We start from the raw sequence: 25,767 nt of genomic DNA on the forward strand, positions 1-25,767 counted from the left end.
CTGCGCGGCCTTTCAACAGAGTGCCGCTTGCCACCTCAATTAGGCGCAGCGGGGCGCGTTTCAAGATGAGTTCTTCCAGCTTTATTTCCCGCCGCGAGGCCTTGAATTTCGCGGCTGCGGCGCTATGCGCCGCCGCTGCGCCGGCCACGTATGCACAGCCTGCAGGGCCGATCCGGCTGGCGCTGATCGAAAGCATGAGCGGGCCGTTCGCCAACACCGGCGAGGCGGTGTTCCGCAACCTGCTCTGGGCTGTGGAGCGGGTCAACGCGCGCGGTGGCGTCAAGTTGCCGGGCGGTGCGCGATTCCTGCAGCTGGACCGCTACGACAGCAAGGGCCAGAACGAAGAGGCGCTGTCGGCGCTGCGTGCCGCGATCGACGACGGAGCGCGCATCGTGCTGCAGGGCAATTCGTCGGCCACCGCCGCGGCATTGCTGGATGCGATCGAGAAGAACAATGAGCGCGACAACTCCCGCCGCGTGCTCTTCCTCAACTATTCGGCCGTCGATCCGGTGCTCACCAACGAGCGCTGCAGCTTCTGGCACTTCCGCTTCGATGCCCACGCCGACATGCGCGTCACCGCGCTGATGGACGTGATGAAGAACGACGCCGCGCTCAAGCGCGTCTACCTGATCGGGCAGGACTACAGCTTCGGCCAGTCGGTCCTGCGCGAGTCGAGGCGCCAGCTCGCCCAGCTGCGGCCGGACGTGCAGATCGTCGGCGAGGAACTGCATCCGATGGGAAGAGTGAAAGACTTCGCTCCTTATGCGAGCAAGATTCTTGCGAGCGGGGCGCAGGCCGTGGTCACGGGCAACTGGGGCAATGACCTCACGCTGCTGGTGAAGGCCGCGCGCGAGGCGGGTTTCAACGGCAGCTTCTACACCTTCTACGGCAACGCGCTCGGCGCTCCCGCTGCCATCGGCGATGCCGGCATCGGGCGAGTGGTCGCGGTCGCCGATTGGCTTCCCAATGTTCAGACGCGCGAATCCGAGAACTTCTACCGTGCGTTCCGCGAGCGCTTCCCCAAACCGGCTGACGACTACGTGCACATGCGGATGCAACTGCTCGTCGAGGCGCTGGCGCAGGCCCTCGAGCGCGCCGGCAGCGTCGACACCGTCGCGGTCGCCCGGGCGCTGGAGAAGGCCGAGGTCAGCCTCGCGGGCCAGAGCGGGCGCATGCGTGCCGCCGACCACCAGTTCCAGCAGGCCCTGGTGGTGGGCGTGATGGACCGACAGGGCAATGCTGGCGTGAAGTTCGACGTCGAGGGGTCCGGCTACGGCTTCCGCGTGGTGCGCACCATTCCTGCCGAGCGCGCCGAAATGCCCACCAGTTGCAAGATGCAGCGCCCCTGAACAGCAAGGAAAGACTCAGATGCGCGAAGCCATCCACAATCTCGAAGCCTCCAAGATCCGCGAGGTTGCAAATGCCGGCATGGGCCGCGCCGACGTGCTGGCGTTCTGGTTCGGCGAAGGCGACGAGGTGACGCCGGAGCCGATCCGCCGTGCGGCCATCGAGTCCTTGCAACAAGGCGAAACCTTCTATGCCCACAACCTCGGGCTGCCCGAGCTGCGCGAGGCTGTCGCGCGCTACATGAGCGGATTGCATCCGGCCATCGATGCCGGACGCATCGCCATCACCTCGGGCGGCGTGAGTGCGCTGATGCTGGCGGTACAGGCCCTGGTCGACGCCGGGGACGAGGTCGTGGCGGTCACGCCGGTGTGGCCCAACCTGACGGCGCAGCCCGCGATACTCGGTGCGCGCCTGCGCAGCGTGCCGCTCGTGCCGGTCGAGGGGCAGTGGACGCTCGACCTGGAGGCGCTGCGTGCAGCCGTGACGCCGGCGACCCGGCTGCTGGTGATCAATGCGCCCAACAATCCGACGGGCTGGACCCTGACGCGCGACGAGCAGCAGGCGATCCTCGATCATTGCAGGCAGACGGGCACCTGGATCCTGGCCGATGAGGTCTACGAGCGCCTCTACTATGAGCCGACCTCGAATGGATGCGCGCCCAGCTTCCTCGACGTGGCGGCGCCGGGCGACCGGCTGGTGGTGGTCCACAGCTTCTCCAAGAGCTTTCTCATGACGGGCTGGCGTCTCGGCTGGCTGGTGCTGCCGCCCGCGATGGTGGAGGGCATGGGCAAGCTGATCGAGTTCAACACTTCGTGCACCAGCGTATTCACCCAGCGCGCAGGTGTGGCGGCACTCGCGCACAGTGCGGAGATCACGCCGCGCGTGGTGGCGCACTTGAAGGCCTGCCGCGACACGCTGGTGCCCCTGCTGGCCGCGCTGCCTGGGGTCCAGGTGGCGCCGGCGCGCGGCGGCATGTACGCCTTCTTCCGTCTCGAGGGCTTCGACGATTCGCTGGCGCTGGCCAAACGCCTCGTGGCCGAGGCCGGGCTTGGCTTGGCGCCCGGCAACGCCTTCGCGCCGCAGGCGCAGGGCTGGCTGCGCTGGTGCTTTGCGTCCCAGGACCCCCAGCGGCTGGTGCTGGGCGTGGAGCGACTGCGGGGTTGGCTCGCAGCGCAAGCCCGGCCCTGATCGGCAGCGCCGATATATAATCCCAAGGCTTTGCATGCCGCAAGGCGCACGGCGCGTGGAGTTCCACCGCTCGCCGCAAGTCAAACATCCCGGAACAGGAAAATCATCAAATGATCGCAGCCTCCATCAAGGCCGAAGTTGTCAAGGACAACGCCCGCGCCGCCGACGACACCGGCAGCCCCGAAGTGCAAGTCGCACTGCTGACCGCCCGCATCAACGAACTCACCCCGCACTTCAAGACGCATGCCAAGGACCATCATGGTCGCCGCGGCCTGCTTCGCATGGTGAGCCGCCGCCGCAAGCTGCTGGACTATCTGAAGTCCAAGGACGCCGACCGTTACACCGCGCTGATCGCCAAGCTGGGTCTGCGCAAGTAAGCTGATTCGCATGAAGGAACGCCTGGGTTAGTCCGCTAGCTCAGGCGTTTTTTACTTCGCGAATCGAATCAGGAGTGCCGTACAGAGCGAAGCTGTGTCATTCCAATGGAGCTTGCCCCGAGCTTCGCTGGAATGGCATCGTGTTCTGAAAAGCGCCCCATCCCGCGGAACCTGCGACTGCCGCAGGCCGAACCGCCCACAAGAAACAGGAGCTAGACATGAGCCTCTTCAACAAAGTCACCAAGACCTTCCAGTGGGGCGACAAGACCGTCGTCCTCGAAACCGGTGAAATTGCGCGCCAGGCCAGCGGCGCCGTCCTCGTCGACATCGAGGGCACCGTGGTACTGGCGACCGTGGTCGCTTCCAAGTCCGCCAAGCCTGGCCAGGACTTCTTTCCGCTGACGGTCGACTACATCGAGAAGACGTACGCTGCCGGCAAGATCCCGGGCAGCTTCTTCAAGCGCGAAGCCAAGCCCAGCGAACTCGAAACCCTGACGTCGCGCCTGATCGACCGTCCGATTCGTCCGCTGTTCCCCGAAGGCTTCCTGAACGAAGTGCATGTGGTGATTCACACGCTTTCGCTCAACCCGGAGGTCGACGCCGACATCGCCGCGATGATTGGCGTTAGCGCCGCGCTCTCGATCTCCGGCGTCCCCTTCAATGGCCCCATCGGTGCCGCGCGCGTGGGCTATGTCAATGGCCAGTACGTGCTGAACCCGGGACAGACTGCGCGCAAGGATTCGCAGATGGACCTGGTCGTCGCGGGCACCGAAGCGGCCGTGTTGATGGTCGAATCGGAAGCGCAGCAACTGAGCGAGGAAATCATGCTCGGCGGCGTGGTATTCGGCCACGAGCAGGCCGGCATTGCCATCAACGCGATCCACGAACTCGTGCGCGAAGCTGGCAAGCCCGTCTGGGACTGGCAGCCGCCGGCCGAGGACGAAGCCTTCGTTGCCAGGGTCAAGGAGCTGGCCGAGGAAAAGCTGCGCGCCGTCTACCAGATCCGCAGCAAACAAGCCCGCACCCAGGCCCTGCGCGAAGCCAACGCGAGCGTGATGGAGTCGCTCAAGGGAAGCGGCGACGCTTTCGATGCAGGCAAGGTCAGCGACTTGCTGTTCGCCATCGAATCGAAGATCGTGCGCAGCCAGATCCTGTCGGGCGAGCCCCGCATCGACGGCCGCGACACCCGTACCGTGCGCCCGATCGAGATCCGCAATGGCGTGTTGCCGCGCACCCATGGCTCGGCGCTGTTCACGCGCGGCGAGACCCAGGCGCTCGTGGTGACGACGCTGGGCACCGAGCGCGATGCACAGCGAATCGACGCGCTGGCCGGCGAGTACGAAGACCGCTTCCTGTTCCACTACAACATGCCTCCCTTTGCCACCGGTGAAGTGGGCCGCATGGGCTCGACCAAGCGCCGCGAAGTCGGCCATGGACGGCTTGCCAAGCGCGCCCTGGTGGCGTGCCTGCCGAGCAAGGAAGAATTCCCCTACACCATCCGCGTGGTGTCCGAGATCACCGAGTCGAACGGCTCCTCGTCGATGGCTTCGGTCTGCGGCGGCTGCCTCTCGATGATGGACGCAGGCGTGCCGATGAAGGCGCATGTGGCCGGCATCGCCATGGGCCTGATCAAGGAAGACAACCGCTTTGCGGTGCTGACCGACATCCTGGGCGACGAGGATCACCTGGGCGATATGGACTTCAAGGTGGCCGGCACGACCAACGGCATCACCGCGCTGCAGATGGACATCAAGATCCAGGGCATCACCAAGGAGATCATGCAGGTCGCCCTGGCTCAGGCCAAGGAAGCGCGCATGCACATCCTGGGCAAGATGCAGGAAGCGATGGGCGAAGCCAAGGCCGAAGTGTCCAGCTTCGCGCCGCGCTTGTTCACGATGAAGATCAACCCCGAGAAGATCCGCGATGTGATCGGCAAGGGCGGCTCGGTGATCCGCGCGTTGACCGAAGAGACCGGCACTCAGATCAACATCGACGAAGACGGCACCATCACCATTGCCTCTACCGATCCGGCCAAGGCCGAGGAGGCCAAGAGGCGCATCGAACAGATCACCGCTGAAGTCGAGATCGGCAAGATCTACGAAGGCCCGGTGACCAAGATCCTGGACTTCGGCGCGCTGATCAACCTGCTCCCCGGCAAGGACGGCCTGTTGCACATCAGCCAGATCGCCCACGAGCGCGTGGAGAAGGTGACCGACTACCTCAGCGAAGGCCAGATCGTGAAGGTCAAGGTGCTGGAGACGGACGACAAGGGTCGCGTCAAGCTGTCGATGAAGGCGCTTGCGGAGCGTCCGGCCGGCATGGAGTTCAGCGAGCGTCCGCCGCGCGAGGAGCGCGGCGAGCGTCGCGAGCGCGGCGATCGTCCGCCTCGCGGCGAGCGCGCACCGCGTCACGACACCGGCGAGCCGGCAGGCGAGCAGGCGGTGGCGGTCGAGCAGGACCCGCGTCCGCAAGAGCCCACCGGTGGAGACCGCCAGGTTTGAGAGGCGAGGGCGGTGACACTGTTGCCGTCGTTCAATCCTGCGCCCGCTTCCAGAGGCGGGCGTTTCAGCCGAGAAAAGCATGAAAGCCATTGAAATCACTTCCTTCGGTGCACCCGAGGTGCTGCGCATGGCCGACCGGCCTGCGCCTGCCGCCGGTGCGGGCGAACTGCTGATCCGCGTGGCCGCCAGCGGCGTCAACCGGCCCGATGTGCTGCAGCGCACCGGCAACTATCCGGTGCCGCCGGGCGCTTCGGACCTGCCGGGCCTCGAGGTGGCCGGTGAGATCGTCTCAGGCGATGCCGCGGCCATGAAAGAGGCCGGGCTTGCGATCGGCGATCGCGTGTGTGCGCTGGTCGCGGGCGGCGGCTACGCCGAGCTCTGCGTCGCGCCCGTCGCGCAGTGCCTTCCGGTGCCCAAAGGTTGGAGCGATGTCGAAGCGGCTTCGCTGCCAGAGACCTTCTTCACGGTCTGGAGCAACGTGTTCGACCGGGGTCGCCTGCAAAAGGGCGAGACCTTGCTGATCCAGGGCGGGACCAGCGGCATCGGCGTGACTGCCATCCAACTCGGCAAGGCGCTCGGCGCCACCGTGATCGCAACGGCGGGCAGCGACGAGAAGTGCGAGGCCTGCCGCAAACTCGGCGCCGACCATGCGATCAACTACAAGACCGCCGACTTCGCCGAGGAGGCCAAGCGCCTGACCGGTGGCAAGGGCGTCGATGTCATCCTCGACATGGTGGCCGGGGGTTACGTTGCGCGCGAAATCGAATGCCTGGCCGAGGACGGCCGGCTGGTGATCATCGCGGTGCAGGGCGGCACCAAGAGCGAATTTAACGCGGGCCTTGTGCTGCGTCGCCGCCTTACCGTCACCGGTTCGACGCTGCGGCCGCGGCCTGTTGCGTTCAAGGGCGCGATCGCCAGATCCTTGCGCGAGAAAGTGTGGCCGTTGCTCCAGAGCGGCGCCGTCAAGCCTGTGGTTCACAGCGTGTTCCCGGCGCAAGGAGAGCCCAGCGGTGCGGCGCAAGCTCATGTACTCATGGAATCCAATCAGCACATCGGCAAGATCGTGCTGACCTGGTGAACGAGGACAAGATATGACGAAGAAGAAGCTCATCGCCGGCAACTGGAAGATGAATGGAAGCCTGGCTGCCAACGAGTCGTTGGTGAAGGCACTGCTGCAGGACGTGGGCACGCCGGATTGCGAGGTCGCGGTGTGCGTGCCGGCGCCTTACCTGGCGCAGATGCAGGCGCTGCTGGCCGGCTCTCCGATCGCGCTCGGCGCGCAGGACCTGTCGGCCCAACAGCAGGGCGCATTCACAGGCGAACAATCCGCCACGATGCTCAAGGACTTCGGCGTTCGGTACGCCATCGTGGGTCATTCGGAGCGCCGCCAGTACCACGGCGAGACGGATGAAGCGGTGGCAGCCAAGGCCGCTGCCGCACTGGCGAACGGCATCACGCCCATCGTATGCGTCGGTGAGACGCTGGCGCAGCGCGAGTCGGCCCATACCGAGGAGGTCGTGAAGCGGCAGCTCGCGGCGGTCATCCATGTCAACGGCCATTGCATCAGCGAGATCGTGGTGGCGTACGAGCCGGTGTGGGCCATCGGCACTGGCAAAACCGCCACGCCAGAGCAGGCGCAGTCGGTGCACGCACTGCTGCGTGCGCAACTGCACCATGCGGCCAACGAACATGCCGCGGGCATCCACATTCTGTACGGCGGCAGCATGAATGCCGCCAATGCGGCCGAGTTGCTGGCCCAGCCGGACATCGACGGCGGGCTGATCGGCGGCGCATCACTCAAGGCCCCCGATTTCTTGCAGATCATTGCTGCGGCGCGCTGAAAGCGGCACCGCCGAGAACGAATTTAGGAGTTAGAACGAATGAACGTGGTCCTCAACATCCTCGTGGGCGTGCAGATGCTCGCAGCGCTCGCGATGATCGGGCTGATCCTGATCCAGCACGGCAAGGGCGCCGACATGGGTGCCGCATTCGGCAGCGGCAGCGCAGGGAGCCTGTTCGGTGCGAGCGGAAGCGCGAACTTCCTGTCGCGCACCACCGGTGTGCTGGCTGCGGTCTTCTTCGCGTGCACCCTGCTGCTGGCCTACTTCAGCCATGCGCGCCCAACCGGCGGGGGCAGCTTGCTCGAACGGGCCGCCGTCGGCGCGCCAGCACCGGCACCCGCGCCTGCAGCATCGGGGCCGGCCTCGCAGATTCCGTCAGGCAACGCGCAGGTCGCGCCGGCCGCCGGTGCACCGGCGCCGGCAACGCCGGCCTCAGGCGCTACACAGATCCCGACCAAGTGAGCCTGAACCCTGACTCTTCGGGTCGCACAGGTCGCAGGGCCGGAATCACAGCCGTTTTCAGTAAGCCGCCAAAAGAAAACGGCTCCGTTTCAGGGTAAACTCTAAAGCTGTCCGGGAAGCCAAAACCTAACAGGTTCCTCATGCCATCCGGACATGCAAACACCGCCGTCGTGGTGAAATTGGTAGACACGCTATCTTGAGGGGGTAGTGGCGAAAGCTGTGCGAGTTCGAGTCTCGCCGACGGCACCAAATCTCGCCGACAGGAAGCTTCATCTTCCTGTCGGCGTTAAGCGGTAAAGACCCCGATGAACCTCGATTCCTACCTCCCCGTCCTGTTGTTCATTCTGGTCGGAGTCGGTGTAGGCGTAGCGCCTCAGGTTCTCGGTTACATCCTCGGCCCCAACCGGCCGGATGCCCAAAAGAATTCGCCTTACGAATGCGGCTTCGAGGCCTTCGAAGACGCGCGCATGAAGTTCGACGTGCGCTATTACCTCGTGGCGATTCTCTTCATCCTTTTCGATCTCGAAATCGCCTTTCTCTTCCCGTGGGCGATCGCGCTCAAGCAGATCGGTCCGGTCGGCTTCTGGGCCATGATGATTTTTCTCGCCATCCTTGTCGTGGGCTTCGTCTACGAATGGAAAAAGGGTGCGCTCGATTGGGAATGACAAGGAACCACGATGGCCATTGAAGGCGTCATGAAAGAAGGCTTCATCACCACGACCTATGACTCGGTCGTGAACTGGGCCAAGACGGGATCGCTCTGGCCGATGACCTTCGGCTTGGCTTGCTGCGCGGTGGAGATGATGCATGCGGGCGCGGCCCGCTACGACATCGACCGCTTCGGCATGTTGTTTCGTCCGAGTCCGCGCCAGTCCGATCTGATGATCGTTGCCGGCACGCTGTGCAACAAGATGGCGCCCGCCCTGCGCAAGGTCTACGACCAGATGCCCGAGCCGCGCTGGGTACTCTCGATGGGTTCGTGCGCCAACGGCGGCGGCTACTACCACTACAGCTATTCGGTCGTGCGCGGCTGCGACCGCATCGTGCCGGTCGATGTCTATGTGCCGGGTTGCCCGCCCACTGCCGAGGCGCTGCTTTACGGGATCATCCAGCTGCAGCAGAAGATTCGCCGCACCAACACGATCGCGCGTGCCTGAGAAACGAGAGACATGACCGACTTTGCGATTTCTCCCGAGGCATTGCACGCCCAGATTACCGAAACGCTCGGCGACAAGGCCAAGAGCGTGACCATCGCGCTCGGCGAAGTGACGGTAGTGGTTCCTGCCGCCGGGTACCTCGAGGCCGCACGGCTGTTGCGCGATGCGCCCGGCTGCAAGTTCGAGCAGCTGATCGACCTCTGCGGCATGGACTATTCCGACTACCGAGAAGGCGAGTGGGAAGGCGAGCGCTTCTGCGTGGTTTCCCACCTGCTGTCCGTCAGCCTCAATCAGCGCGTGCGTCTCAAGGTCTTCGTGCCCAACGAGGATCTGCCCGTCGTCGATTCCCTGACCGGCATCTGGAGCGCGGCGACCTGGTTCGAGCGAGAGGCTTTCGATCTCTACGGCATCGTCTTCGAGGGTCACGACGACCTTCGCCGAATCCTGACCGACTACGGCTTCATCGGCCATCCCTTCCGCAAGGATTTCCCGGTCTCAGGCCACGTCGAGATGCGATACGACGCGGAGCAGAAGCGCGTGATCTACCAGCCGGTCTCGATCGAGCCGCGCGAAATCACCCCGCGCGTGATTCGCGAAGACAACTACGGCGGATTGCACTGACACCGATATGGCCGACATCAAGAACTACACGCTCAACTTCGGACCCCAGCATCCTGCGGCGCACGGCGTGTTGCGCCTGGTGCTCGAGCTCGACGGCGAGGTGATCCAGCGCGCCGATCCGCACATTGGCCTGTTGCACCGCGCGACCGAGAAGCTTGCCGAAACCCGCACCTACATCCAGTCGCTGCCCTACATGGACCGGCTGGACTATGTCTCGATGATGTGCAATGAGCACGCCTATTGCCTCGCCATCGAGCGGATGCTGGGCCTCGAGGTGCCGCTGCGCGCGCAGTACATCCGCGTCATGTTTGCCGAGATCACGCGCCTGCTGAACCACCTGTTGTGGCTGGGCGCGCACGGGCTGGACTGCGGTGCGATGAATATGCTCATCTACTGCTTCCGCGAGCGGGAGGACCTGTTCGATCTCTACGAGGCGGTCTCGGGTGCTCGCATGCACGCGGCCTACTTCCGGCCGGGCGGCGTCTACCGCGACCTGCCGGATGCGATGCCGCAGTACAAGGTCAGCAAGATCAAGAATGCCAAGGCGATCGAGAGGCTCAACGAGAACCGCCAGGGCTCGATGCTCGATTTCGTCGACGATTTCTGCAAGCGCTTTCCGAAAATGGTCGACGAGTACGAGACGCTGCTCACCGACAACCGCATCTGGAAACAGCGCACCGTCGGCATCGGCGTGGTCACCCCCGAGCGCGCACTCAACCTCGGCTTCACCGGCCCGATGTTGCGCGGCTCCGGCGTCGAGTGGGACCTGCGCAAGAAGCAGCCCTACGACGTCTACGACAAGATGGAATTCGACGTACCGGTCGGCAAAACCGGCGACTGCTACGACCGCTATCTGGTACGCGTCGAGGAAATGCGCCAGGCCAACCGGATCATTCAGCAGTGCTCGGCTTGGCTGCGCACCAACCCTGGTCCCGTGATTACCGACAACCACAAGGTGGCAGCCCCGGCGCGCGAGTCGATGAAGGCGAACATGGAGGAACTGATCCACCATTTCAAGCTCTTCACCGAAGGTTTTCACGTGCCTGAAGGCGAGGCTTATGCGGCCGTCGAGCACCCCAAGGGCGAGTTCGGCATCTATCTCGTGAGCGATGGCGCCAACAAGCCGTACCGACTGAAGATCCGTGCGCCCGGCTTCCCGCACCTGGCGGCTCTCGACGAAATGTCGCGCGGCCACATGATCGCCGACGCGGTCGCGGTGATCGGCACCATGGACATCGTTTTCGGCGAAATCGACAGGTGAGCGAACGAATGACTTCCGACACCACCCACAGCACGCAGGCGCCGCTGTCCGACGCCACCTTGGCGCTTTTCGCGCGGGAGGTCGCCAAGTACCCGGCTTCAGGCAAGCAGTCGGCCGTGATGGCCTTGCTCACGATCGTGCAAAAGGAAGAGGGCTACGTCAGCATGCAGCGCGAGCGCGAGATCGCGGCGTACCTCGGCATGGCGCCGATCGCAGTGCACGAGGTCACGACCTTCTACAACATGTACAACCAGCAGCCGGTGGGCAAGTTCAAGCTCAACGTCTGCACCAATCTGCCGTGCCAGCTGCGCGACGGGGCGGTCGCGCTGGCACACCTCGAGAAGAAGCTGGGCATCAAGATGGGCGAGACGACCGCCGACGGCATGTTCACCCTGCAGCAGAGCGAGTGCCTGGGTGCCTGCGCCGATTCGCCGGTGATGCTGGTCAACGACCGCACCATGTGCAGTTTCATGAGCAATGAAAAGCTCGACCAGCTGGTCGACGGCCTGCGCGGCGCCAAGGCGGAGGGTGCGCAATGATGACGCCCGAGCAAGTGCTGTCGCAGTTCCAGGCCACCGGCGTCCAGACCTGCTTTCACGATCGCCATATCGCGCCCCAGATCTATGCCGGCCTCGACGGCACGAACTGGCGCCTGGCCGACTACGAAGCGCGCGGCGGCTACAAGGCCCTGCGCAAGATCCTCACCGAGGGCCTCACGCCCGAGCAGGTGATCGCCGAGGTCAAGGCTTCGGGCCTGCGCGGCCGTGGTGGTGCGGGCTTCCCGACCGGTCTGAAGTGGAGCTTCATGCCCCGCCAGTTCCCCGGACAGAAGTACCTGGTGTGCAACTCGGACGAGGGCGAGCCCGGCACTTGCAAAGACCGCGACATCCTGCAGTTCAACCCGCACATCGTGATCGAGGGCATGGCCATCGCGGCCTACGCGATGGGCATCAGCGTGGGCTACAACTACATTCACGGCGAGATCTTCCAGACCTACGAGCGCTTTGAAGAAGCCCTCGAAGAGGCGAGGGCTGCCGGCTTCCTGGGCGACAACATCCTGGGCAGCAGCTTCAGTTTTCAGCTGCATGCGTCGCACGGCTTCGGCGCCTACATCTGCGGCGAAGAAACCGCGCTGCTGGAATCGCTTGAAGGCAAGAAAGGCCAGCCGCGGTTCAAGCCCCCGTTCCCGGCCAGCTTCGGTCTTTACGGCAAGCCGACCACCATCAACAACACCGAGACCTTCGCTGCGGTGCCGTGGATCATCGTGAACGGCGGCCCTGCGTATCTGGAGTGCGGCAAGCCCAATAACGGCGGTACCAAGATCTTCTCCGTCAGTGGTGACGTCGAACTGCCCGGCAACTACGAAGTGCCGATGGGCACACCTTTCGCGAAACTGCTCGAGCTCGCGGGCGGCGTGCGAAAGGGTCGCCAGCTCAAGGCAGTGATCCCTGGGGGGTCTTCGGCGCCGGTGCTACCGGCCTCGATCATGATGGAGTGCACGATGGACTACGACTCCATCGCCAAGGCTGGCTCCATGCTGGGCTCCGGCGCGGTGATCGTGATGGACGACAGCCGCTCCATGGTCGAGTCGCTCAAGCGGCTTTCGTACTTCTACATGCATGAGTCCTGCGGTCAGTGCACCCCCTGCCGCGAAGGCACGGGCTGGCTCTGGCGCGTGGTGGACCGCATCCACAACGGTCACGGCAAGCCCAGCGACATGGACCTGCTGAACTCGGTTGCCGACAACATCCAGGGGCGCACCATCTGTGCGTTGGGCGATGCCGCCGCAATGCCCGTGCGCGCCATGATCAAGCATTTCCGGCACGAGTTCGAAGCCTTGATTCCCGGCTATGTGCCCCCGGCACCGGTCAAGGCCTGAGCGAGAAAACAAGACATGGTTGAAATCGAACTCGACGGCAAGAAGGTCGAAGTGACCGAAGGCAGCATGGTGATGCATGCGGCTGACAAGGCGGGCACCTACATCCCGCACTTCTGCTATCACAAGAAGCTCAGCATCGCCGCCAATTGCCGCATGTGCCTGGTCGACGTCGAAAAGGCGCCGAAGCCGATGCCTGCCTGCGCCACGCCGGTGACGCAGGGCATGATCGTGCGCACCAAGAGCGACAAGGCCATCAAGGCCCAGCAGTCGGTCATGGAGTTCCTCCTGATCAATCACCCGCTCGACTGCCCCATCTGCGACCAGGGCGGCGAGTGCCAGCTGCAGGACCTGGCCGTCGGCTACGGCGGCTCCTCCTCTCGCTACGAGGAAGAGAAGCGCGTGGTCTTCCACAAGGACGTGGGTCCGCTCATCAGCATGGAAGAGATGAGCCGCTGCATCCATTGCACGCGCTGCGTACGCTTCGGTCAGGAAGTGGCGGGCGTGATGGAGCTCGGCATGACCCAGCGCGGCGAGCATTCCGAGATCGAGACCTTTCTTGGCGACTCGGTGGACTCCGAGCTCTCGGGCAACATGATCGACGTTTGCCCCGTCGGCGCGCTCACCAGCAAGCCTTTCCGCTACAGCGCCCGTACCTGGGAGCTGTCGCGCCGCAAGTCGGTGAGTCCGCACGATTCGACCGGTGCCAACCTGATCGTCCAGGTCAAGAACAATCGTGTGATGCGCGTGGTCCCGCTCGAGAACGAAGACGTCAACGAGTGCTGGATCGCGGATCGCGACCGCTTCTCGTACGAGGCGCTGAACGGGCCCGAGCGCCTGACACAGCCCATGCTGAAACAGGGCGGCCAGTGGCAGTCTGTCGACTGGCAGACTGCGCTCGAATACGTGGCGAACGGTCTCAAGCAAATCAAGGCAGACCATGGCGCGCACAGCATCGGTACGCTGACGAGCCCGCACAGCACGCTGGAAGAGCTGCACCTGGCCAAGCTGCTCATGCAGGGCTTGGGCAGCGCCAACATCGATCACCGCCTGCGCCATGCCGAGTTCCGCCCTTTCGAGGGCGTGCGCTGGCTGGGCACTTCGATCGCATCGCTGTCGCATCTGCAGCGCGTTCTGGTGATCGGCAGCAACCTGCGCAAGGATCATCCGCTTTTCGCCCAGCGCATTCGCCAGGCCGTGCGCAAGGGTGGGGTGCTGAGCGCACTCACGTCGCCCGAACTGCTGGCCGACGATGAAGCCTGGGCCATGTCCGTCGCAAACCCCGTGCGCGTGCCTGCACACGACTGGTTCGACGCGCTTGCCGAGATTGCCGGCGCGATCGCCGCGACGACCGGCGCTGCCGTCCCGGTCGTCCGCTCTGCCGAACCCGGTGATCAGGCCAAGGCCATTGCTGCATCGCTGCTCGGAGGCGAGCGCAAGGCCATCCTTCTCGGCAACGCCGCTGCCCACCACGCCGAAGCCGGCGCGCTGCTGGCACTCGTCAACTGGATCGGTGCGCAAACGGGCGCCAGCGTCGGTTATTTGACCGAGGCAGCCAACACGGTCGGTGCCCAGCTTGTCGGCGCGCTCCCCACGGACGCCGGGCTGAACGCGGGCGCGATGCTGTCCGGTGCGCTCAAGGCCGTGCTGCTGCTCAACACCGAGCCGGTCTTCGACTCGGCGGCCGGCGTCGAAGCAGCCGATGCGCTGACGCATGCCCAGATGGTCGTCACCTTGAGCCCCTTCAAGGCCAATCTCGAGTTCAGCGACGTTCTGCTGCCGATCGCTCCCTTCAGCGAAACGCCGGGCAGCTTCGTCAACGCCGAGGGCCGCGTGCAGGGCTTTCATGCCGTGGTGAAGCCGCTGGGCGAGACGCGCCCGGCCTGGAAGGTGCTGCGCGTGCTGGCCAACCTGCTGGGCCTGCCGGGCTTTTCCTTCGAGTCGGTGGCCGAGGTACAGGCTGACCTCGGCCTGGGCCCGGGCTTGCTGCCGGCGGACAGGCTGAGCAACGCCACCGCGGCGCGCTTCGACGGAGAACGCGCCGCGCCCGCCGCCGCACCCGTCGTCGCCTCGATCTACCAGCTCGATTCGATCGTGCGCCGCGCGCCTTCGCTCCAACTCACCGCCGATGCACGCGCCGCGCACGCCGAGGCTGCGCAGGAGGTGCTCGCATGATCGACAGCCTTCATGGCTTCGGCCTCGGCCTGATCGGCGCCGCGTGGTGGACCTCCGTCGCGTGGCCGGTGATCTGGACGCTGATCAAGATCGTGGTGGTGGTGTTGCCTTTGATGGGCGCCGTGGCCTACCTCACGCTCTGGGAGCGCAAGGCCATCGGCTTCACGCAGATCCGCCTGGGCCCGAACCGCATCGGTCCGCTGGGCCTGCTGCAGCCCATCGCCGATGCGCTCAAGCTGCTGACCAAGGAAATCATTCTTCCCACGGTCGCCAACAAGGGGCTGTTCCTGCTCGGGCCGATCATGACCATCATGCCGGCGCTCGCCGCCTGGGCCGTGATCCCCTTCGGTCCCGAGGTCGCGCTGGCCAACATCAACGCTGGCCTGCTCTTCGTCATGGCCATCACCTCGCTCGAGGTCTACGGCGTGATCATTGCCGGCTGGGCATCGAATTCCAAGTACGCGTTCCTGGGCGCGCTGCGCGCCTCGGCGCAGATGGTGAGCTACGAGATCGCGATGGGCTTCTGCTTCGTGGTCGTGCTGATGGTGTCCGCCAGCCTCAACATGACCGACATCGTGATGGGACAGGGCAGGGGCCACTTCGCCTCGATGGGCATCGGCTTCCTGTCATGGAACTGGTTGTCGCTGCTGCCGATCTTCGTCGTTTACTTCATCTCGGGCCTGGCAGAGACCAACCGCCATCCCTTCGACGTGGTCGAAGGCGAATCGGAAATCGTCGCCGGCCACATGATCGAGTACTCGGGCATGAGCTTCGCCATGTTCTTCCTGGCCGAGTACGCCAACATGTGGCTGGTTTCCATCCTGTGTGCTGTCCTGTTCCTCGGCGGGTGGCTGCCTCCCTTCGATTTCCTGGGCTTCGTCCCTGGCTGGATCTGGCTGGGCCTCAAGACCTTCGTCGTGGTCACCATGTTCCTGTGGGTCCGCTCGACCTTCCCGCGCTTTCGCTATGACCAGATCATGCGTCTGGGCTGGAAGATCTTCATCCCGGTCACGCTGGTGTGGCTGGTGGTGGTCGGCGCCTGGATGCAGACCCCGTTCAATATCTGGAAATAACTGGAATCGCCATGGCTGCGACCAACGCACGCGCGCTTGCGCGCTCATCATCGAACACGAAGGCGCCGGCCTTCTCGCTCAAGGACTTCCTGTCCAGCTTCATGCTGGTCGAGCTGTTCAAGGGCCTGGCCATCACGGGCAAGTACGCCTTCAGCCGCAAGATCACGGTGCAGTTCCCCGAAGAGAAGACGCCGCTCAGTCCGCGATTTCGCGGCCTGCATGCGCTGCGCCGCTACGAGAACGGCGAGGAGCGCTGCATCGCCTGCAAGCTCTGCGAGGCCGTGTGCCCCGCGTTGGCCATCACCATCGAGTCGGATGTGCGGGACGACGGTTCGCGCCGCACCACGCGCTACGACATCGACCTGACCAAGTGCATCTTCTGCGGTTTCTGCGAGGAGAGCTGCCCGGTCGACTCCATCGTCGAGACGCACATCCTCGAATACCACGGCGAGAAACGCGGCGACCTGTACTTCACCAAGGACATGCTGCTGGCTGTGGGCGACCGCTACGAAAAAGAAATCGCCGCTAACAAGGCGGCCGACGCCAAGTACCGCTAAGGCGGACTCGGCCCGACAACAAATAACGAAAACCGATCCATGGACGTCAAGACCGGTCTGTTCTACCTGTTCGCCGCGGTGCTGCTGTTCGCGGCGTTCCGCGTCATCACCTCGCGCAACCCCGTGTATGCGGCGCTGTACCTCGTGCTCGCCTTCTTCCAGGCCTCGGCCATCTGGCTGCTGCTGCGCGCCGAGTTTCTCGCCATCTCGCTGGTGCTGGTCTACGTGGGTGCGGTGATGGTGCTGTTCCTGTTCGTGGTGATGATGCTCGACATCAATGTCGACGCGCTGCGGCAGGGCTTCTGGAAGCATTTCCCGCTCGCCGCCGGGGTGGGGGCACTCATCGCGCTGGAGATGGCTGCAGTGCTGATGGGTGGCTTCCGCCTTGCCGAGCCGCGCCGTCCGATGGCCACCGGGCCGGACACCTCCAACACCCTGGAGCTCGGCAAGCTGCTCTATTCCGAATACCTCTATCCGCTGGAGATCGCGGCCGTCATCCTGCTCGTGGCCATCGTCGCGGCCATTGCGCTGACGCTGCGCACCCGCAAGGACAGCAAGTACGTGAACCCTGCCGACCAGGTGCGCGTGAAGGCGCGCGACCGCGTGCGCATCGTGCAGATGCCGGTGACGCAGGCCGCGCAACCCGTGGCCGACCCGGCGCCTGCAGCCGCGGAGACCAAGGCATGACCCTCACGCTCGGACACTTTCTCTCGCTCGGCGCGATGCTCTTCGCGCTGTCGGTGATCGGCATCTTCCTGAACCGCAAGAACCTCATCGTTCTCTTGATGTGCATCGAGCTGATGCTGCTCGCCGTCAACATGAACTTCGTCGCCTTCTCGTACTTCCTGGGCGACATGCACGGCCAGATCTTCGTGTTCTTCATCCTGACCGTGGCCGCGGCGGAGTCGGCAATCGGGCTGGCGCTGCTGGTGCTGCTGTTCCGCAACAAGTCGAACATCAACGTCGACGAACTGAACGCGCTCAAGGGGTAAAGGCAATCACATGAGCGCAACACTCTCCGCATCCGCACTGCTCGCGGTTCCCCTGGCGCCGCTCGTCGGCTCTTTGCTGGCCGGCCTGTTCGGCACCAAGTTCGGCGGCAACCGCTTCGGCCGCAGTGCCTCGCACTCGCTGACCATCCTGGGCGTCTTCGTCGCCTTCGTGATCTCGGCCATGACGCTCAAGAGCGTGGTGGTCGACGGCGCCCGCTTCAATGCCACGATCTACGAATGGATGGTGGTGGGCGGCATCAAGATGGAAGTCGGCTTCCTGGTCGACGGCCTGACGGCCATGATGATGTGCGTCGTGACCTTCGTCTCGCTGATGGTGCACATCTACACCATTGGCTACATGGAGGAGGACGAGGGCTACAACCGCTTCTTTGCCTACATCTCGCTCTTCACCTTCTCCATGCTGATGCTGGTGATGAGCAACAACATGCTCCAGCTGTTCTTCGGCTGGGAAGCGGTGGGCCTGGTGTCCTACCTGCTGATCGGCTTCTGGTACAACAAGCCGAGCGCCATCTTCGCCAACCTCAAGGCCTTCCTGGTCAACCGCGTAGGCGACTTTGGGTTCATCCTGGGCATCGGCCTGATTGCCGCCTACGCCGGTACGCTGAACTACGGCGAGGCCTTCGCCAAGGCGGATGAGCTGGCCAAGCTGGGCTTCCCCGGGACCGACTGGATGCTGATCACCGTGATCTGCATCTGCCTGTTCATCGGCGCCATGGGCAAGAGCGCCCAGTTCCCGCTGCACGTGTGGCTGCCCGACTCGATGGAAGGCCCGACCCCGATCTCGGCCCTGATCCACGCAGCGACCATGGTCACTGCCGGCATTTTCATGGTGGCGCGCATGTCGCCGCTGTTCGAGTTGAGCGATACGGCCCTGTCCTTCGTGCTGGTGATCGGCGCGATCACGGCGCTCTTCATGGGCTTCCTCGGCATCATCCAGAACGACATCAAGCGCGTGGTGGCCTATTCCACGCTCTCGCAGCTGGGCTACATGACGGTCGCGCTGGGCGCCTCGGCGTACTCGGTGGCGGTGTTCCACCTGATGACACACGCCTTCTTCAAGGCGCTGCTGTTCCTGGGCGCTGGGTCGGTGATCATCGGCATGCATCACAACCAGGACATCCGCTGGATGGGCGGCGTGCGCAAGTACATGCCCATCACCTGGATCACCTCGCTGCTGGGGTCACTGGCGCTGATCGGCACGCCCTTCTTCGCCGGCTTCTACTCCAAGGACAGCATCATCGAAGCGGTGCACGAGAGCCACCTCTGGGGCGCCAGCTTCGCGTACTGGGCAGTGCTCGCGGGCGTGTTCGTGACGGCCTTCTATTCGTTTCGCATGTACTTCCTGGTCTTCCATGGCAAGGAACGCTACGACCTGAATCCGGACGCCCACCACCATGAGCCCGACGCGGAGCCCGACCATGGCCACCACGATGATCACGCCAAGCCGCACGAGTCTCCCTGGGTGGTCTGGCTGCCGTTGGTGCTGCTGGCCATCCCCTCGGTCGTGATCGGCTACATGACGATCGAGCCGATGCTCTACGGCGAGTTCTTCAAGGATGCGATCTTCGTCGATGCCGACAAGCATCACGCGATGAAGGAGCTGGCCGAGGCCTTCCACGGTCCGATGGCCATGGCCCTGCATGGGCTGACCGCGCCGCCGTTCTGGCTCGCGCTGGCCGGCGTGGTGCTGGCCTGGTACATGTATCTCGTCAACCCGGCGCTGCCCGAGGCCATCAAACGCGGCTTCGGCCCGGTCTACCGGCTGCTCGAAAACAAGTACTACATGGACTGGATCAACGAGAACCTCATCGCGCGCGGCACGCGCGCGCTGGGCACCGGCCTCTGGAAGGGCGGCGACCAGGGGATCATCGACGGGGCCATCGTCGACGGCTCCTGGAAGGCGATCGGCCGCGTTGCGGGCGTCATACGCTGGATGCAGTCCGGCTACATCTATCACTACGCTTTCGCGATGCTCCTGGGCATCTTCATCCTCATGACGTATTTCGTCTGGTTCAACAGATAAGCGCGCTGCTGGAGAAAAACAAAAATGGGTCTGTTGAGCCTTGCCATCTGGGTGCCGATCTTGTTTGGCGCCGTACTGCTTGCCATCGGTCGTGAGCAGCACGCGAGCATCGTCCGCTGGATTGCGCTGGTCGGTTCGATCGTCAGCTTCCTGGCCACCGTGCCGCTCTACACGCGCTTCCAGAACGACACCGCTGCGATGCAGTTCGTCGAGAAGAGCGGCTGGATCGAGCGCTTCAATGTCAACTACCACGTCGGCCTCGACGGGCTGTCGCTGTGGCTGGTGCTGCTGACGGCCTTCATCACCGTCATCGTGGTGATCTCGGCGTGGGAAGTGATCACCGAGCGCGTCAATCAGTACATGGGTGCGTTCCTGATCCTTTCGGGGCTCATGATCGGCACCTTCTCGGCGCTCGACGGCGTGCTGTTCTACGTCTTCTTCGAGGCGACGCTGATTCCCATGTACCTGATCATCGGTATCTGGGGTGGCCCGAAGAAGATCTACGCCGCATTCAAGTTCTTCATCTACACGTTGCTCGGCTCGCTCCTGACGCTGGTCGCGCTGATCTATCTGTACAACCGGTCGGGCGGCAGCTTCGACATCCTGAGCTGGCACAAGCTGCCGCTGACCGCCAGGGAGCAGACCTTTCTGTTCTTCGCCTTCTTCGCGGCCTTCGCGGTCAAGGTGCCGATGTGGCCGGTCCACACCTGGTTGCCCGACGTGCACGTCGAGGCGCCCACCGGAGGGTCGGCGGTTCTGGCAGCGATCATGCTGAAGCTGGGCGCCTACGGCTTCCTGCGCTTCTCGCTGCCGATCGCGCCCGACGCTGCGCACGAATGGGCCTGGCTCATGATCGCGCTGTCGCTGATCGCGGTGATCTACGTCGGTCTCGTGGCGCTGGTCCAGCAGGACATGAAGAAGCTGGTCGCCTACTCGTCTGTGGCACACATGGGCTTCGTCACGCTTGGCTTCTTCATCTTCAACGAGATCGGGATCTCGGGCGGTATCGTCCAGATGATTGCGCACGGCTTCGTCTCCGGCGCCATGTTCCTGTGCATCGGCGTGCTGTACGACCGCGTGCATTCGCGCCAGATCGCCGACTACGGCGGCGTGGTCAACACCATGCCCAAGTTCGCGGCTTTTGCCTTGCTGTTCGCGATGGCCAACTGCGGCCTGCCCGCCACTGCCGGCTTCGTCGGCGAATGGATGGTGATCATCGGCGCGGTCAAGGCCAACTTCTGGCTGGGCCTGGGCGCTGCGACGGCGCTGATTTTCGGTGCGGCCTACACGCTGTGGATGTACAAGCGCGTGTACCTGGGCCCGGTGGGCAACGATCACGTCAAGGAACTCGGTGACATCAACGCCCGCGAGTTCCTCATGCTGGCGTTGCTCGCGATCGCGGTGCTGTGGATGGGCCTTTATCCCAAGCCCTTCACCGATGCGACCAGCGCCTCCGTGAGCGAGCTGCTGCGCCACGTGCAGACGTCCAAGATTCCAGGCTGAGTAGCCGGCCCTGAGAGAACGAGATGATTGACAAACTCAGCTGGATGACGATCTACCCCGAGCTGGTGCTGCTGGTCATGACCTGCATCATCGCGCTGGTGGATCTGTCCACGACCGACACCCACCGCACGCGCACCTATGTGCTGACACTGCTGACGCTGGCCGTGGTGGCCGTCCTCACCGGCATGCAGGCCACCGATCTCGACAGCCACTACGGCTTCGGCGGCATGGTCGTGAGCGACCCCATGGGCAACTGGCTCAAGTGTTTTTCCGCGCTGGCCCTGATGGTCACGCTGGTCTACGGCCGCCCCTATGCGGCCGATCGCGGCATGCTGCGCGGCGGCGAGCTCTTCACCATGAGCATGTTCTCGCTGCTGGGCATCTTCGTGATGATCTCGGGCGGCAACTTCCTGGTGATCTACCTCGGCCTGGAACTGCTCACGCTGTCGAGCTACGCGCTGGTCGCCTTGCGGCGCGACAACGCGGTGGCCAGCGAGGCCGCGATGAAGTATTTCGTCCTTGGCGCCATGGCCAGCGGCTTCCTGCTTTACGGGCTGTCGATGATGTACGGTGCCACCGGCTCGCTGGACACCACCGAGGTCTTCAAGGCCATCGCCAGCCGCAAGGTCAACCACCAGGTGCTGGTTTTCGGGCTGGTGTTCATCGTGGCCGGCCTGGCCTTCAAGGTCGGCGCGGCGCCGTTCCACATGTGGGTGCCTGACGTCTACCAGGGCGCACCGACCGCCGTCACACTGATGATCGGCGCGGCGCCTGAGCTCGCGGCTTTCGCCATCATCATCCGCTTGCTGGTGGAAGGCCTGCTGCCGCTGGCAATCGACTGGCAGCAGATGCTTGCGCTGCTTGCCATTGCCTCGCTGCTGGTGGGCAATCTGGCGGCCATCGCCCAGACCAATCTCAAGCGCATGCTGGCCTACTCGACCATCTCGCAGATGGGCTTCATGCTCTTGGGCATGGTCGCAGGCGTGATCGACAACAGCACCTACAACGCCCAGTTCGCCTACAGCGCCGCGATGTTCTACATCGTGACCTACGTGCTGACCACGCTGGCCAGCTTCGGCATCATCCTGCTGCTGGCGCGCGAGGGCTTCGAGAGCGAGGAGATCACCGATCTTGCCGGCCTCAACCAGCGCAGTCCGCTCTATGCCGGCGTGATGGCCATCGCCATGTTCTCGCTGGCGGGGCTCCCGCCGCTGGTCGGCTTCTATGCCAAGCTGGCAGTGCTCCAGGCACTGATCGCATCGGGGCAGGGCCTCTACATTGCGCTCGCCGTGTTCGCGGTCGTGATGTCCCTGATCGGCGCCTTCTACTACATCCGCGTGGTCAAGGTCATGTACTTCGACGCTCCCGTGACGGCGAGCACGGTCTCGGCGCCGCGCGACGTGCGTACCGTGCTGGCGCTCAACGGTGCGCTGATCCTCGTCCTGGGCATCGTGCCCGGCGGCCTGATGGCCCTGTGCGCCAAGGCCATCGTTGCCACGCTGGCCGGCTGAGGTCCGTGTCGCAGGGTGCCTCGGCCTGGGTTGTGTTGCTGGTCGCGCTTCTGGCGGCCAACCTGCCTTTCCTGAACGAGCGCTTGCTGGGCATCGTGCCGCTCGCGGCGCACGCCAAGTCGCTGGGCTTGCGGCTGGGTGAGTTGGTGATCCTCTATTTCGCCGCCGGCGGCATCGGGCTCCTGTTCGAGCGGCGTGCCGGCCAGATTGCGCCGCAAGGCTGGGAGTTCTACGCGGTCACGGCGGCGCTGTTCGTCGTGCTCGCCTTTCCCGGCTTTACCTGGCGCTACCTCCTCAAGCATCGGAAATGAAATGGACGACGCGCATCTGAAAGAAGAGGGCACTGCCAGCGAGCAACTCTTCAAGGGCAACTTCCTGCATGCCAAGCGCGACACCGTGCGCCTGCCCGACGGCAAGAGCGCGACCCGCGAGTACATCGTCCATCCCGGCGCGGTGGTGGTGGTGCCGCTGCTCGACGACGGGCGCGTGGCAATGGTGCGCCAGTACCGCTACCCGATCCATCGGGTGATGACCGAGTTTCCGGCCGGCAAGCTCGATCCCGGCGAGGATCCCTTGTTCTGCGGCCAGCGCGAGCTGGAGGAGGAAACCGGCTACACGGCACGCGAGTGGGCCCATGCCGGCGCCATGCACCTGGCGGTGGCCTATTCGACGGAGATCATCCATATCTACTTCGCGCGCGGCCTCACCGTGGGCAGCCAGCGGCTCGATCACGAGGAATTCGTCGAGGCCACCACCGCCACGCCAGCGCAACTGCTGGACTGGTGCCGCGACGGCACCGTGTCCGATGCCAAAACCCTGACCTGCGCGCTGTGGCTGCAGAACGTCCTGTCGGGCGCGTGGGTGCTCGACTGGCAGAGCGCCGCTTCGCCGGCTGGCGGCTGATAATCCGCCCAATGAAGGTCCTCAATCTCCAATGCGCGCACGGCCACGGCTTCGAGGGCTGGTTTGCGTCCAACGACGACTTCGATACGCAGCTCGCCAGCGGACTCGTGTCGTGCCCGATGTGCGGCGACACTGCCATCGTCAAGCTGCTCACCGCCCCGCGCCTGAACCTCGGCAGCCCCAAGCCGCCCGCCGAGGCTGCACCGGTACCCGTTGCGGCCCAGAACGACTCGCCCGAGGCACGCTTGATGCGCGCGGTGCGCGAAGTCATCGCCAAGACCGAAGACGTCGGCGACCGCTTTGCCGCCGAGGCGCGCAAGATGCATTACGGCGAGGCCGAGGAGCGCGGCATCCGCGGCCAGGCCACGCGCGAGGAGGCCCGCGACCTGATCGAGGAGGGCATTTCCGTCTTCTCGCTGCCGCTGCCGCCTGCGCTCAAGGAAACCCTTCAGTAGGCGTTGCGAGCGGCCGGATCGCCAGCTTGGTTTCGACCAGGGCGGCCCGCAGTGCCTCGGGCCAGGCCTGGTGCAGGCGGCAGGTTGCGTTCCGGGCCGACGACGTGGACTACGTGCTGAACTGCAGCGCGGCCAAGCGCGCGTAGACCCCGTTCTGCGCCACCAGCGCGGCATGCGTTCCCTGTTCCACGATCCCGCCGTGGTCGAGCACGATGATGCGGTCGGCCCTCTGGACTGTGGCCAGCCGGTGCGCAATGACCAGCGTGGTGCGGCCGGCCATGGCCGATTCCAGCGCCGCCTGCACCATGCGCTCGCTTTCGGCATCGAGCGCGCTGGTCGCCTCGTCGAGCAGCAGCAGCGGCGGGTTCTTCAAGATGGCGCGCGCAATGGCGATGCGCTGGCGCTGGCCGCCCGACAGGCGGACGCCGCGCTCCCCGAGAAACGTGTCGTAGCCCTCCGGCAGGGCCCGCAAGAAGCCGTCCGCGAAGGCCGCGCGGGCGGCGTCATGCACCTCCTCGGCGCTGGCCTCGGGCCGGCCATAGCGGATGTTCTCGAAGGCGCTGGCGGAGAAGATCACTGCATCCTGCGGCACCAGGCCGATGCGGGTTCGAAGGGCGTCGAGCGCCAGGTCCGCGAGCGGGGCGCCGTCGAGCAAAATGCGGCCCGCTTGCGGGTCGTAATAGCGCAGGAGCAATTGGAACACTGTGCTCTTGCCTGCGCCGCTCGAACCTACCAGCGCCACCGTTTCGCCCGGCGCGACGTCCAGGCTGAAATCGCGCAATGCCGGCGTGCCGGGCCGCGACGGATAGTGGAAAGTCACCCGCTCGATGCGCACGGCGCTTCCGGCCGCCGGAACCGTTGCCTGCACGGGGCGGACCGGAGACGCGATCGCCGGTTCGGCGTGCAGCAGTTCCATCAGCCGCTCGGTGGCGCCAGCGGCGCGCAGCAGGTCGCCGTACACCTCGCCCAGCACCGCGGCGGCACTCGCCAGGATGATCACGTAGACGACGGTCTGCCCTAGGTGACCGGCAGTGATGTCGCCCCGCAGAACCGCTTGCGTCCCCTGGTACAGGCCCCACAGCAACGCCGCCGACGTGGCGATGATGATGAACGCGACGAGCACCGACCGGGCCTTGGTGCGGCGCACGGCAGTGCGGAAGGCGTTGTCGGTCGACACGTCGAAGCGCGCCGCCTCGCGCGACTCGGCCGTGTAGCTCTGCACCACCGGAATGGCATTCAGCACCTCGGCCGCGATGGCGCTCGAATCAGCCACCCGGTCCTGGCTGGCACGCGAGAGCCGGCGCACCCGGCGGCCAAACCACATGCTGGGCAGCACCACCAGGACCAGGATCCCCAGCACCTGCACCATGACGTAAGGGTTGGTCCATATCAGCATCGCAAGCGCGCCGGCGCCCATCACCGCGTTGCGCAGTCCCATGCTGAGCGAGGAACCGACGACGGTCTGCACCAGGGTCGTGTCGGCGGTCAGGCGCGACAGCACCTCGCCCGTCTGCGTCGTTTCGAAAAAGACCGGGCTCTGGCGCAGCACGTGAGCGTAGACCGCGTTGCGCAGGTCGGCGGTCACCCGCTCGCCGAGCCAGCTGACCGTATAGAAACGCGCCGCGGAGAAAACGCCGAGCGCCACGGCGACCCCGAAGAGGGCCAGGAAATGGTCATGCAGCGCCATGGTCTGGGCGCCTCGGTCGGCGCCCACCAGCCCGCCGTCGATCAGGCCGCGCAGGGCCACCGGGAACACGAGCGTCGTCACGGCTGCCATGACCAGGAATACCGCCGCCAGGGTGATCTGGACACGATACGGACGAAGGAAGGGCGACAGGCCGGAAAGCGATTTGGGCGCGCCCTTGGCATCAGGCGGCGAGGCAGGAGAAACCATAGGGCGGCATTCTACTCAACGCTTGCCGT

25 protein-coding genes and 1 tRNA gene are annotated in these 25,767 nt (G+C 64.7%); 25 read left to right on the forward strand and 1 reads right to left on the reverse strand.

Annotation, left to right across the window (positions count from 1 at the left end):
* Positions 1-65 precede the first annotated feature (65 nt).
* The 25 genes from E5CHR_RS12780 to E5CHR_RS12900 all read left to right on the forward strand — a co-directional run bounded on the left by E5CHR_RS12780 (position 66) and on the right by E5CHR_RS12900 (position 23,844).
* A complete protein-coding gene (locus tag E5CHR_RS12780) occupies positions 66-1,349 on the forward strand; it encodes a branched-chain amino acid ABC transporter substrate-binding protein (RefSeq protein ID WP_162580123.1) in 1,284 nt (427 codons plus the stop codon).
* On the forward strand, positions 1,300-2,535 hold the full coding sequence (locus E5CHR_RS12785) for a pyridoxal phosphate-dependent aminotransferase (RefSeq protein WP_269474082.1): 1,236 nt from the start codon (positions 1,300-1,302) through the stop codon (positions 2,533-2,535). Before E5CHR_RS12780 ends, E5CHR_RS12785 begins: the two co-directional genes overlap by 50 nt.
* Positions 2,536-2,645: 110 nt before the next feature.
* Positions 2,646-2,912 (forward strand): 30S ribosomal protein S15, encoded by a 267-nt coding sequence (gene rpsO, locus E5CHR_RS12790; RefSeq protein ID WP_162580127.1) that lies wholly within the window; start codon positions 2,646-2,648, stop codon positions 2,910-2,912.
* Between the two features lie 218 nt (positions 2,913-3,130).
* The gene (gene pnp / locus E5CHR_RS12795) at positions 3,131-5,413 is read left to right on the forward strand and encodes a polyribonucleotide nucleotidyltransferase (protein ID WP_162580129.1); all 2,283 of its coding nucleotides are present in this window, start codon (positions 3,131-3,133) and stop codon (positions 5,411-5,413) included.
* Positions 5,414-5,492: 79 nt separating this feature from the next.
* On the forward strand, positions 5,493-6,491 hold the full coding sequence (locus E5CHR_RS12800) for an NAD(P)H-quinone oxidoreductase (protein ID WP_162580131.1): 999 nt from the start codon (positions 5,493-5,495) through the stop codon (positions 6,489-6,491).
* Positions 6,492-6,504: 13 nt separating this feature from the next.
* Complete coding sequence (tpiA, locus tag E5CHR_RS12805) at positions 6,505-7,254, forward strand: triose-phosphate isomerase (RefSeq protein WP_162580133.1); 750 nt, start codon at positions 6,505-6,507, stop codon at positions 7,252-7,254.
* Positions 7,255-7,293: 39 nt separating this feature from the next.
* Complete coding sequence (gene secG / locus E5CHR_RS12810; RefSeq protein ID WP_162580135.1) at positions 7,294-7,716, forward strand: preprotein translocase subunit SecG; 423 nt, start codon at positions 7,294-7,296, stop codon at positions 7,714-7,716.
* A 164-nt stretch (positions 7,717-7,880) separates the two neighbouring features.
* A tRNA-Leu gene (locus tag E5CHR_RS12815) sits at positions 7,881-7,965 on the forward strand.
* A gap of 56 nt (positions 7,966-8,021) precedes the next feature.
* Positions 8,022-8,381, forward strand: coding sequence for an NADH-quinone oxidoreductase subunit A (locus E5CHR_RS12820; protein WP_068678761.1), 360 nt, complete (start codon positions 8,022-8,024; stop codon positions 8,379-8,381).
* Positions 8,382-8,393: 12 nt separating this feature from the next.
* A complete protein-coding gene (locus tag E5CHR_RS12825) occupies positions 8,394-8,873 on the forward strand; it encodes a NuoB/complex I 20 kDa subunit family protein (RefSeq protein ID WP_162580137.1) in 480 nt (159 codons plus the stop codon).
* Positions 8,874-8,885: 12 nt separating this feature from the next.
* On the forward strand, positions 8,886-9,494 hold the full coding sequence (locus E5CHR_RS12830; protein ID WP_162580139.1) for an NADH-quinone oxidoreductase subunit C: 609 nt from the start codon (positions 8,886-8,888) through the stop codon (positions 9,492-9,494).
* A gap of 7 nt (positions 9,495-9,501) precedes the next feature.
* The gene (locus tag E5CHR_RS12835; RefSeq protein ID WP_162580141.1) at positions 9,502-10,755 is read left to right on the forward strand and encodes an NADH-quinone oxidoreductase subunit D; all 1,254 of its coding nucleotides are present in this window, start codon (positions 9,502-9,504) and stop codon (positions 10,753-10,755) included.
* 8 nt (positions 10,756-10,763) lie between these two features.
* On the forward strand, positions 10,764-11,294 hold the full coding sequence (locus E5CHR_RS12840) for an NADH-quinone oxidoreductase subunit NuoE family protein (RefSeq protein ID WP_162580143.1): 531 nt from the start codon (positions 10,764-10,766) through the stop codon (positions 11,292-11,294).
* Entirely contained in the window at positions 11,291-12,634 is a 1,344-nt protein-coding gene (nuoF, locus tag E5CHR_RS12845) for an NADH-quinone oxidoreductase subunit NuoF (RefSeq protein ID WP_162580145.1), read from the forward strand. Before E5CHR_RS12840 ends, nuoF begins: the two co-directional genes overlap by 4 nt.
* A gap of 15 nt (positions 12,635-12,649) precedes the next feature.
* On the forward strand, positions 12,650-14,806 hold the full coding sequence (gene nuoG, locus E5CHR_RS12850; protein ID WP_162580147.1) for an NADH-quinone oxidoreductase subunit NuoG: 2,157 nt from the start codon (positions 12,650-12,652) through the stop codon (positions 14,804-14,806).
* Positions 14,803-15,879: an NADH-quinone oxidoreductase subunit NuoH gene (gene nuoH / locus E5CHR_RS12855; protein WP_162580149.1), complete on the forward strand. Its 1,077-nt coding sequence runs from the start codon at positions 14,803-14,805 to the stop codon at positions 15,877-15,879. The genes nuoG and nuoH overlap by 4 nt, the downstream gene beginning before the upstream one ends.
* Positions 15,880-15,890: 11 nt before the next feature.
* Positions 15,891-16,436, forward strand: a complete 546-nt coding sequence (nuoI, locus tag E5CHR_RS12860) for an NADH-quinone oxidoreductase subunit NuoI (protein WP_162580151.1) — start codon at positions 15,891-15,893, stop codon at positions 16,434-16,436.
* 39 nt (positions 16,437-16,475) lie between these two features.
* Positions 16,476-17,123 (forward strand): NADH-quinone oxidoreductase subunit J, encoded by a 648-nt coding sequence (locus E5CHR_RS12865; protein ID WP_162580153.1) that lies wholly within the window; start codon positions 16,476-16,478, stop codon positions 17,121-17,123.
* Positions 17,120-17,428, forward strand: coding sequence for an NADH-quinone oxidoreductase subunit NuoK (gene nuoK / locus E5CHR_RS12870; protein ID WP_028248920.1), 309 nt, complete (start codon positions 17,120-17,122; stop codon positions 17,426-17,428). The genes E5CHR_RS12865 and nuoK overlap by 4 nt, the downstream gene beginning before the upstream one ends.
* Positions 17,429-17,438: 10 nt before the next feature.
* Complete coding sequence (gene nuoL, locus E5CHR_RS12875; protein ID WP_162580155.1) at positions 17,439-19,472, forward strand: NADH-quinone oxidoreductase subunit L; 2,034 nt, start codon at positions 17,439-17,441, stop codon at positions 19,470-19,472.
* 24 nt (positions 19,473-19,496) lie between these two features.
* Positions 19,497-20,975 (forward strand): NADH-quinone oxidoreductase subunit M, encoded by a 1,479-nt coding sequence (locus E5CHR_RS12880; RefSeq protein ID WP_162580157.1) that lies wholly within the window; start codon positions 19,497-19,499, stop codon positions 20,973-20,975.
* Between the two features lie 23 nt (positions 20,976-20,998).
* On the forward strand, positions 20,999-22,486 hold the full coding sequence (gene nuoN / locus E5CHR_RS12885; RefSeq protein WP_162580159.1) for an NADH-quinone oxidoreductase subunit NuoN: 1,488 nt from the start codon (positions 20,999-21,001) through the stop codon (positions 22,484-22,486).
* Positions 22,487-22,491: 5 nt separating this feature from the next.
* Entirely contained in the window at positions 22,492-22,797 is a 306-nt protein-coding gene (locus tag E5CHR_RS12890) for a DUF2818 family protein (RefSeq protein WP_162580161.1), read from the forward strand.
* 1 nt (position 22,798) lies between these two features.
* Positions 22,799-23,389: an NUDIX domain-containing protein gene (locus E5CHR_RS12895; RefSeq protein ID WP_162580163.1), complete on the forward strand. Its 591-nt coding sequence runs from the start codon at positions 22,799-22,801 to the stop codon at positions 23,387-23,389.
* Between the two features lie 11 nt (positions 23,390-23,400).
* Positions 23,401-23,844 (forward strand): DUF1178 family protein, encoded by a 444-nt coding sequence (locus E5CHR_RS12900; RefSeq protein WP_162580165.1) that lies wholly within the window; start codon positions 23,401-23,403, stop codon positions 23,842-23,844.
* Positions 23,845-23,953: 109 nt separating this feature from the next.
* Here the strand turns inward: E5CHR_RS12900 and E5CHR_RS12905 are convergent, their stop codons facing one another.
* Positions 23,954-25,738 carry an ABC transporter transmembrane domain-containing protein gene (locus E5CHR_RS12905; RefSeq protein WP_162580167.1) on the reverse strand — a complete coding sequence of 595 codons (1,785 nt, stop codon included), beginning with the start codon at positions 25,736-25,738 and terminating at the stop codon, positions 23,954-23,956.
* Positions 25,739-25,767 lie beyond the last annotated feature (29 nt).

This window comes from Variovorax sp. PBS-H4 (assembly GCF_901827205.1).
Lineage (GTDB): Bacteria > Pseudomonadota > Gammaproteobacteria > Burkholderiales > Burkholderiaceae_C > Variovorax.

Bases quoted from the DNA above. Each gene is read 5' to 3' on its own strand.
- E5CHR_RS12780 (WP_162580123.1), top strand. From the start codon at position 66: ATGAGTTCTTCCAGCTTTATTTCCCGCCGCGAGGCCTTGAATTTCGCG.
- rpsO (WP_162580127.1), top strand. From the start codon at position 2,646: ATGATCGCAGCCTCCATCAAGGCCGAAGTTGTCAAGGACAACGCCCGC.
- pnp (WP_162580129.1), top strand. From the start codon at position 3,131: ATGAGCCTCTTCAACAAAGTCACCAAGACCTTCCAGTGGGGCGACAAG.
- E5CHR_RS12800 (WP_162580131.1), top strand. From the start codon at position 5,493: ATGAAAGCCATTGAAATCACTTCCTTCGGTGCACCCGAGGTGCTGCGC.
- tpiA (WP_162580133.1), top strand. From the start codon at position 6,505: ATGACGAAGAAGAAGCTCATCGCCGGCAACTGGAAGATGAATGGAAGC.
- secG (WP_162580135.1), top strand. From the start codon at position 7,294: ATGAACGTGGTCCTCAACATCCTCGTGGGCGTGCAGATGCTCGCAGCG.
- E5CHR_RS12820 (WP_068678761.1), top strand. From the start codon at position 8,022: ATGAACCTCGATTCCTACCTCCCCGTCCTGTTGTTCATTCTGGTCGGA.
- E5CHR_RS12825 (WP_162580137.1), top strand. From the start codon at position 8,394: ATGGCCATTGAAGGCGTCATGAAAGAAGGCTTCATCACCACGACCTAT.
- E5CHR_RS12830 (WP_162580139.1), top strand. From the start codon at position 8,886: ATGACCGACTTTGCGATTTCTCCCGAGGCATTGCACGCCCAGATTACC.
- E5CHR_RS12835 (WP_162580141.1), top strand. From the start codon at position 9,502: ATGGCCGACATCAAGAACTACACGCTCAACTTCGGACCCCAGCATCCT.
- E5CHR_RS12840 (WP_162580143.1), top strand. From the start codon at position 10,764: ATGACTTCCGACACCACCCACAGCACGCAGGCGCCGCTGTCCGACGCC.
- nuoF (WP_162580145.1), top strand. From the start codon at position 11,291: ATGATGACGCCCGAGCAAGTGCTGTCGCAGTTCCAGGCCACCGGCGTC.
- nuoG (WP_162580147.1), top strand. From the start codon at position 12,650: ATGGTTGAAATCGAACTCGACGGCAAGAAGGTCGAAGTGACCGAAGGC.
- nuoH (WP_162580149.1), top strand. From the start codon at position 14,803: ATGATCGACAGCCTTCATGGCTTCGGCCTCGGCCTGATCGGCGCCGCG.
- nuoI (WP_162580151.1), top strand. From the start codon at position 15,891: ATGGCTGCGACCAACGCACGCGCGCTTGCGCGCTCATCATCGAACACG.
- E5CHR_RS12865 (WP_162580153.1), top strand. From the start codon at position 16,476: ATGGACGTCAAGACCGGTCTGTTCTACCTGTTCGCCGCGGTGCTGCTG.
- nuoK (WP_028248920.1), top strand. From the start codon at position 17,120: ATGACCCTCACGCTCGGACACTTTCTCTCGCTCGGCGCGATGCTCTTC.
- nuoL (WP_162580155.1), top strand. From the start codon at position 17,439: ATGAGCGCAACACTCTCCGCATCCGCACTGCTCGCGGTTCCCCTGGCG.
- E5CHR_RS12880 (WP_162580157.1), top strand. From the start codon at position 19,497: ATGGGTCTGTTGAGCCTTGCCATCTGGGTGCCGATCTTGTTTGGCGCC.
- nuoN (WP_162580159.1), top strand. From the start codon at position 20,999: ATGATTGACAAACTCAGCTGGATGACGATCTACCCCGAGCTGGTGCTG.
- E5CHR_RS12895 (WP_162580163.1), top strand. From the start codon at position 22,799: ATGGACGACGCGCATCTGAAAGAAGAGGGCACTGCCAGCGAGCAACTC.
- E5CHR_RS12900 (WP_162580165.1), top strand. From the start codon at position 23,401: ATGAAGGTCCTCAATCTCCAATGCGCGCACGGCCACGGCTTCGAGGGC.
- E5CHR_RS12905 (WP_162580167.1), bottom strand. From the start codon at position 25,738: ATGGTTTCTCCTGCCTCGCCGCCTGATGCCAAGGGCGCGCCCAAATCG.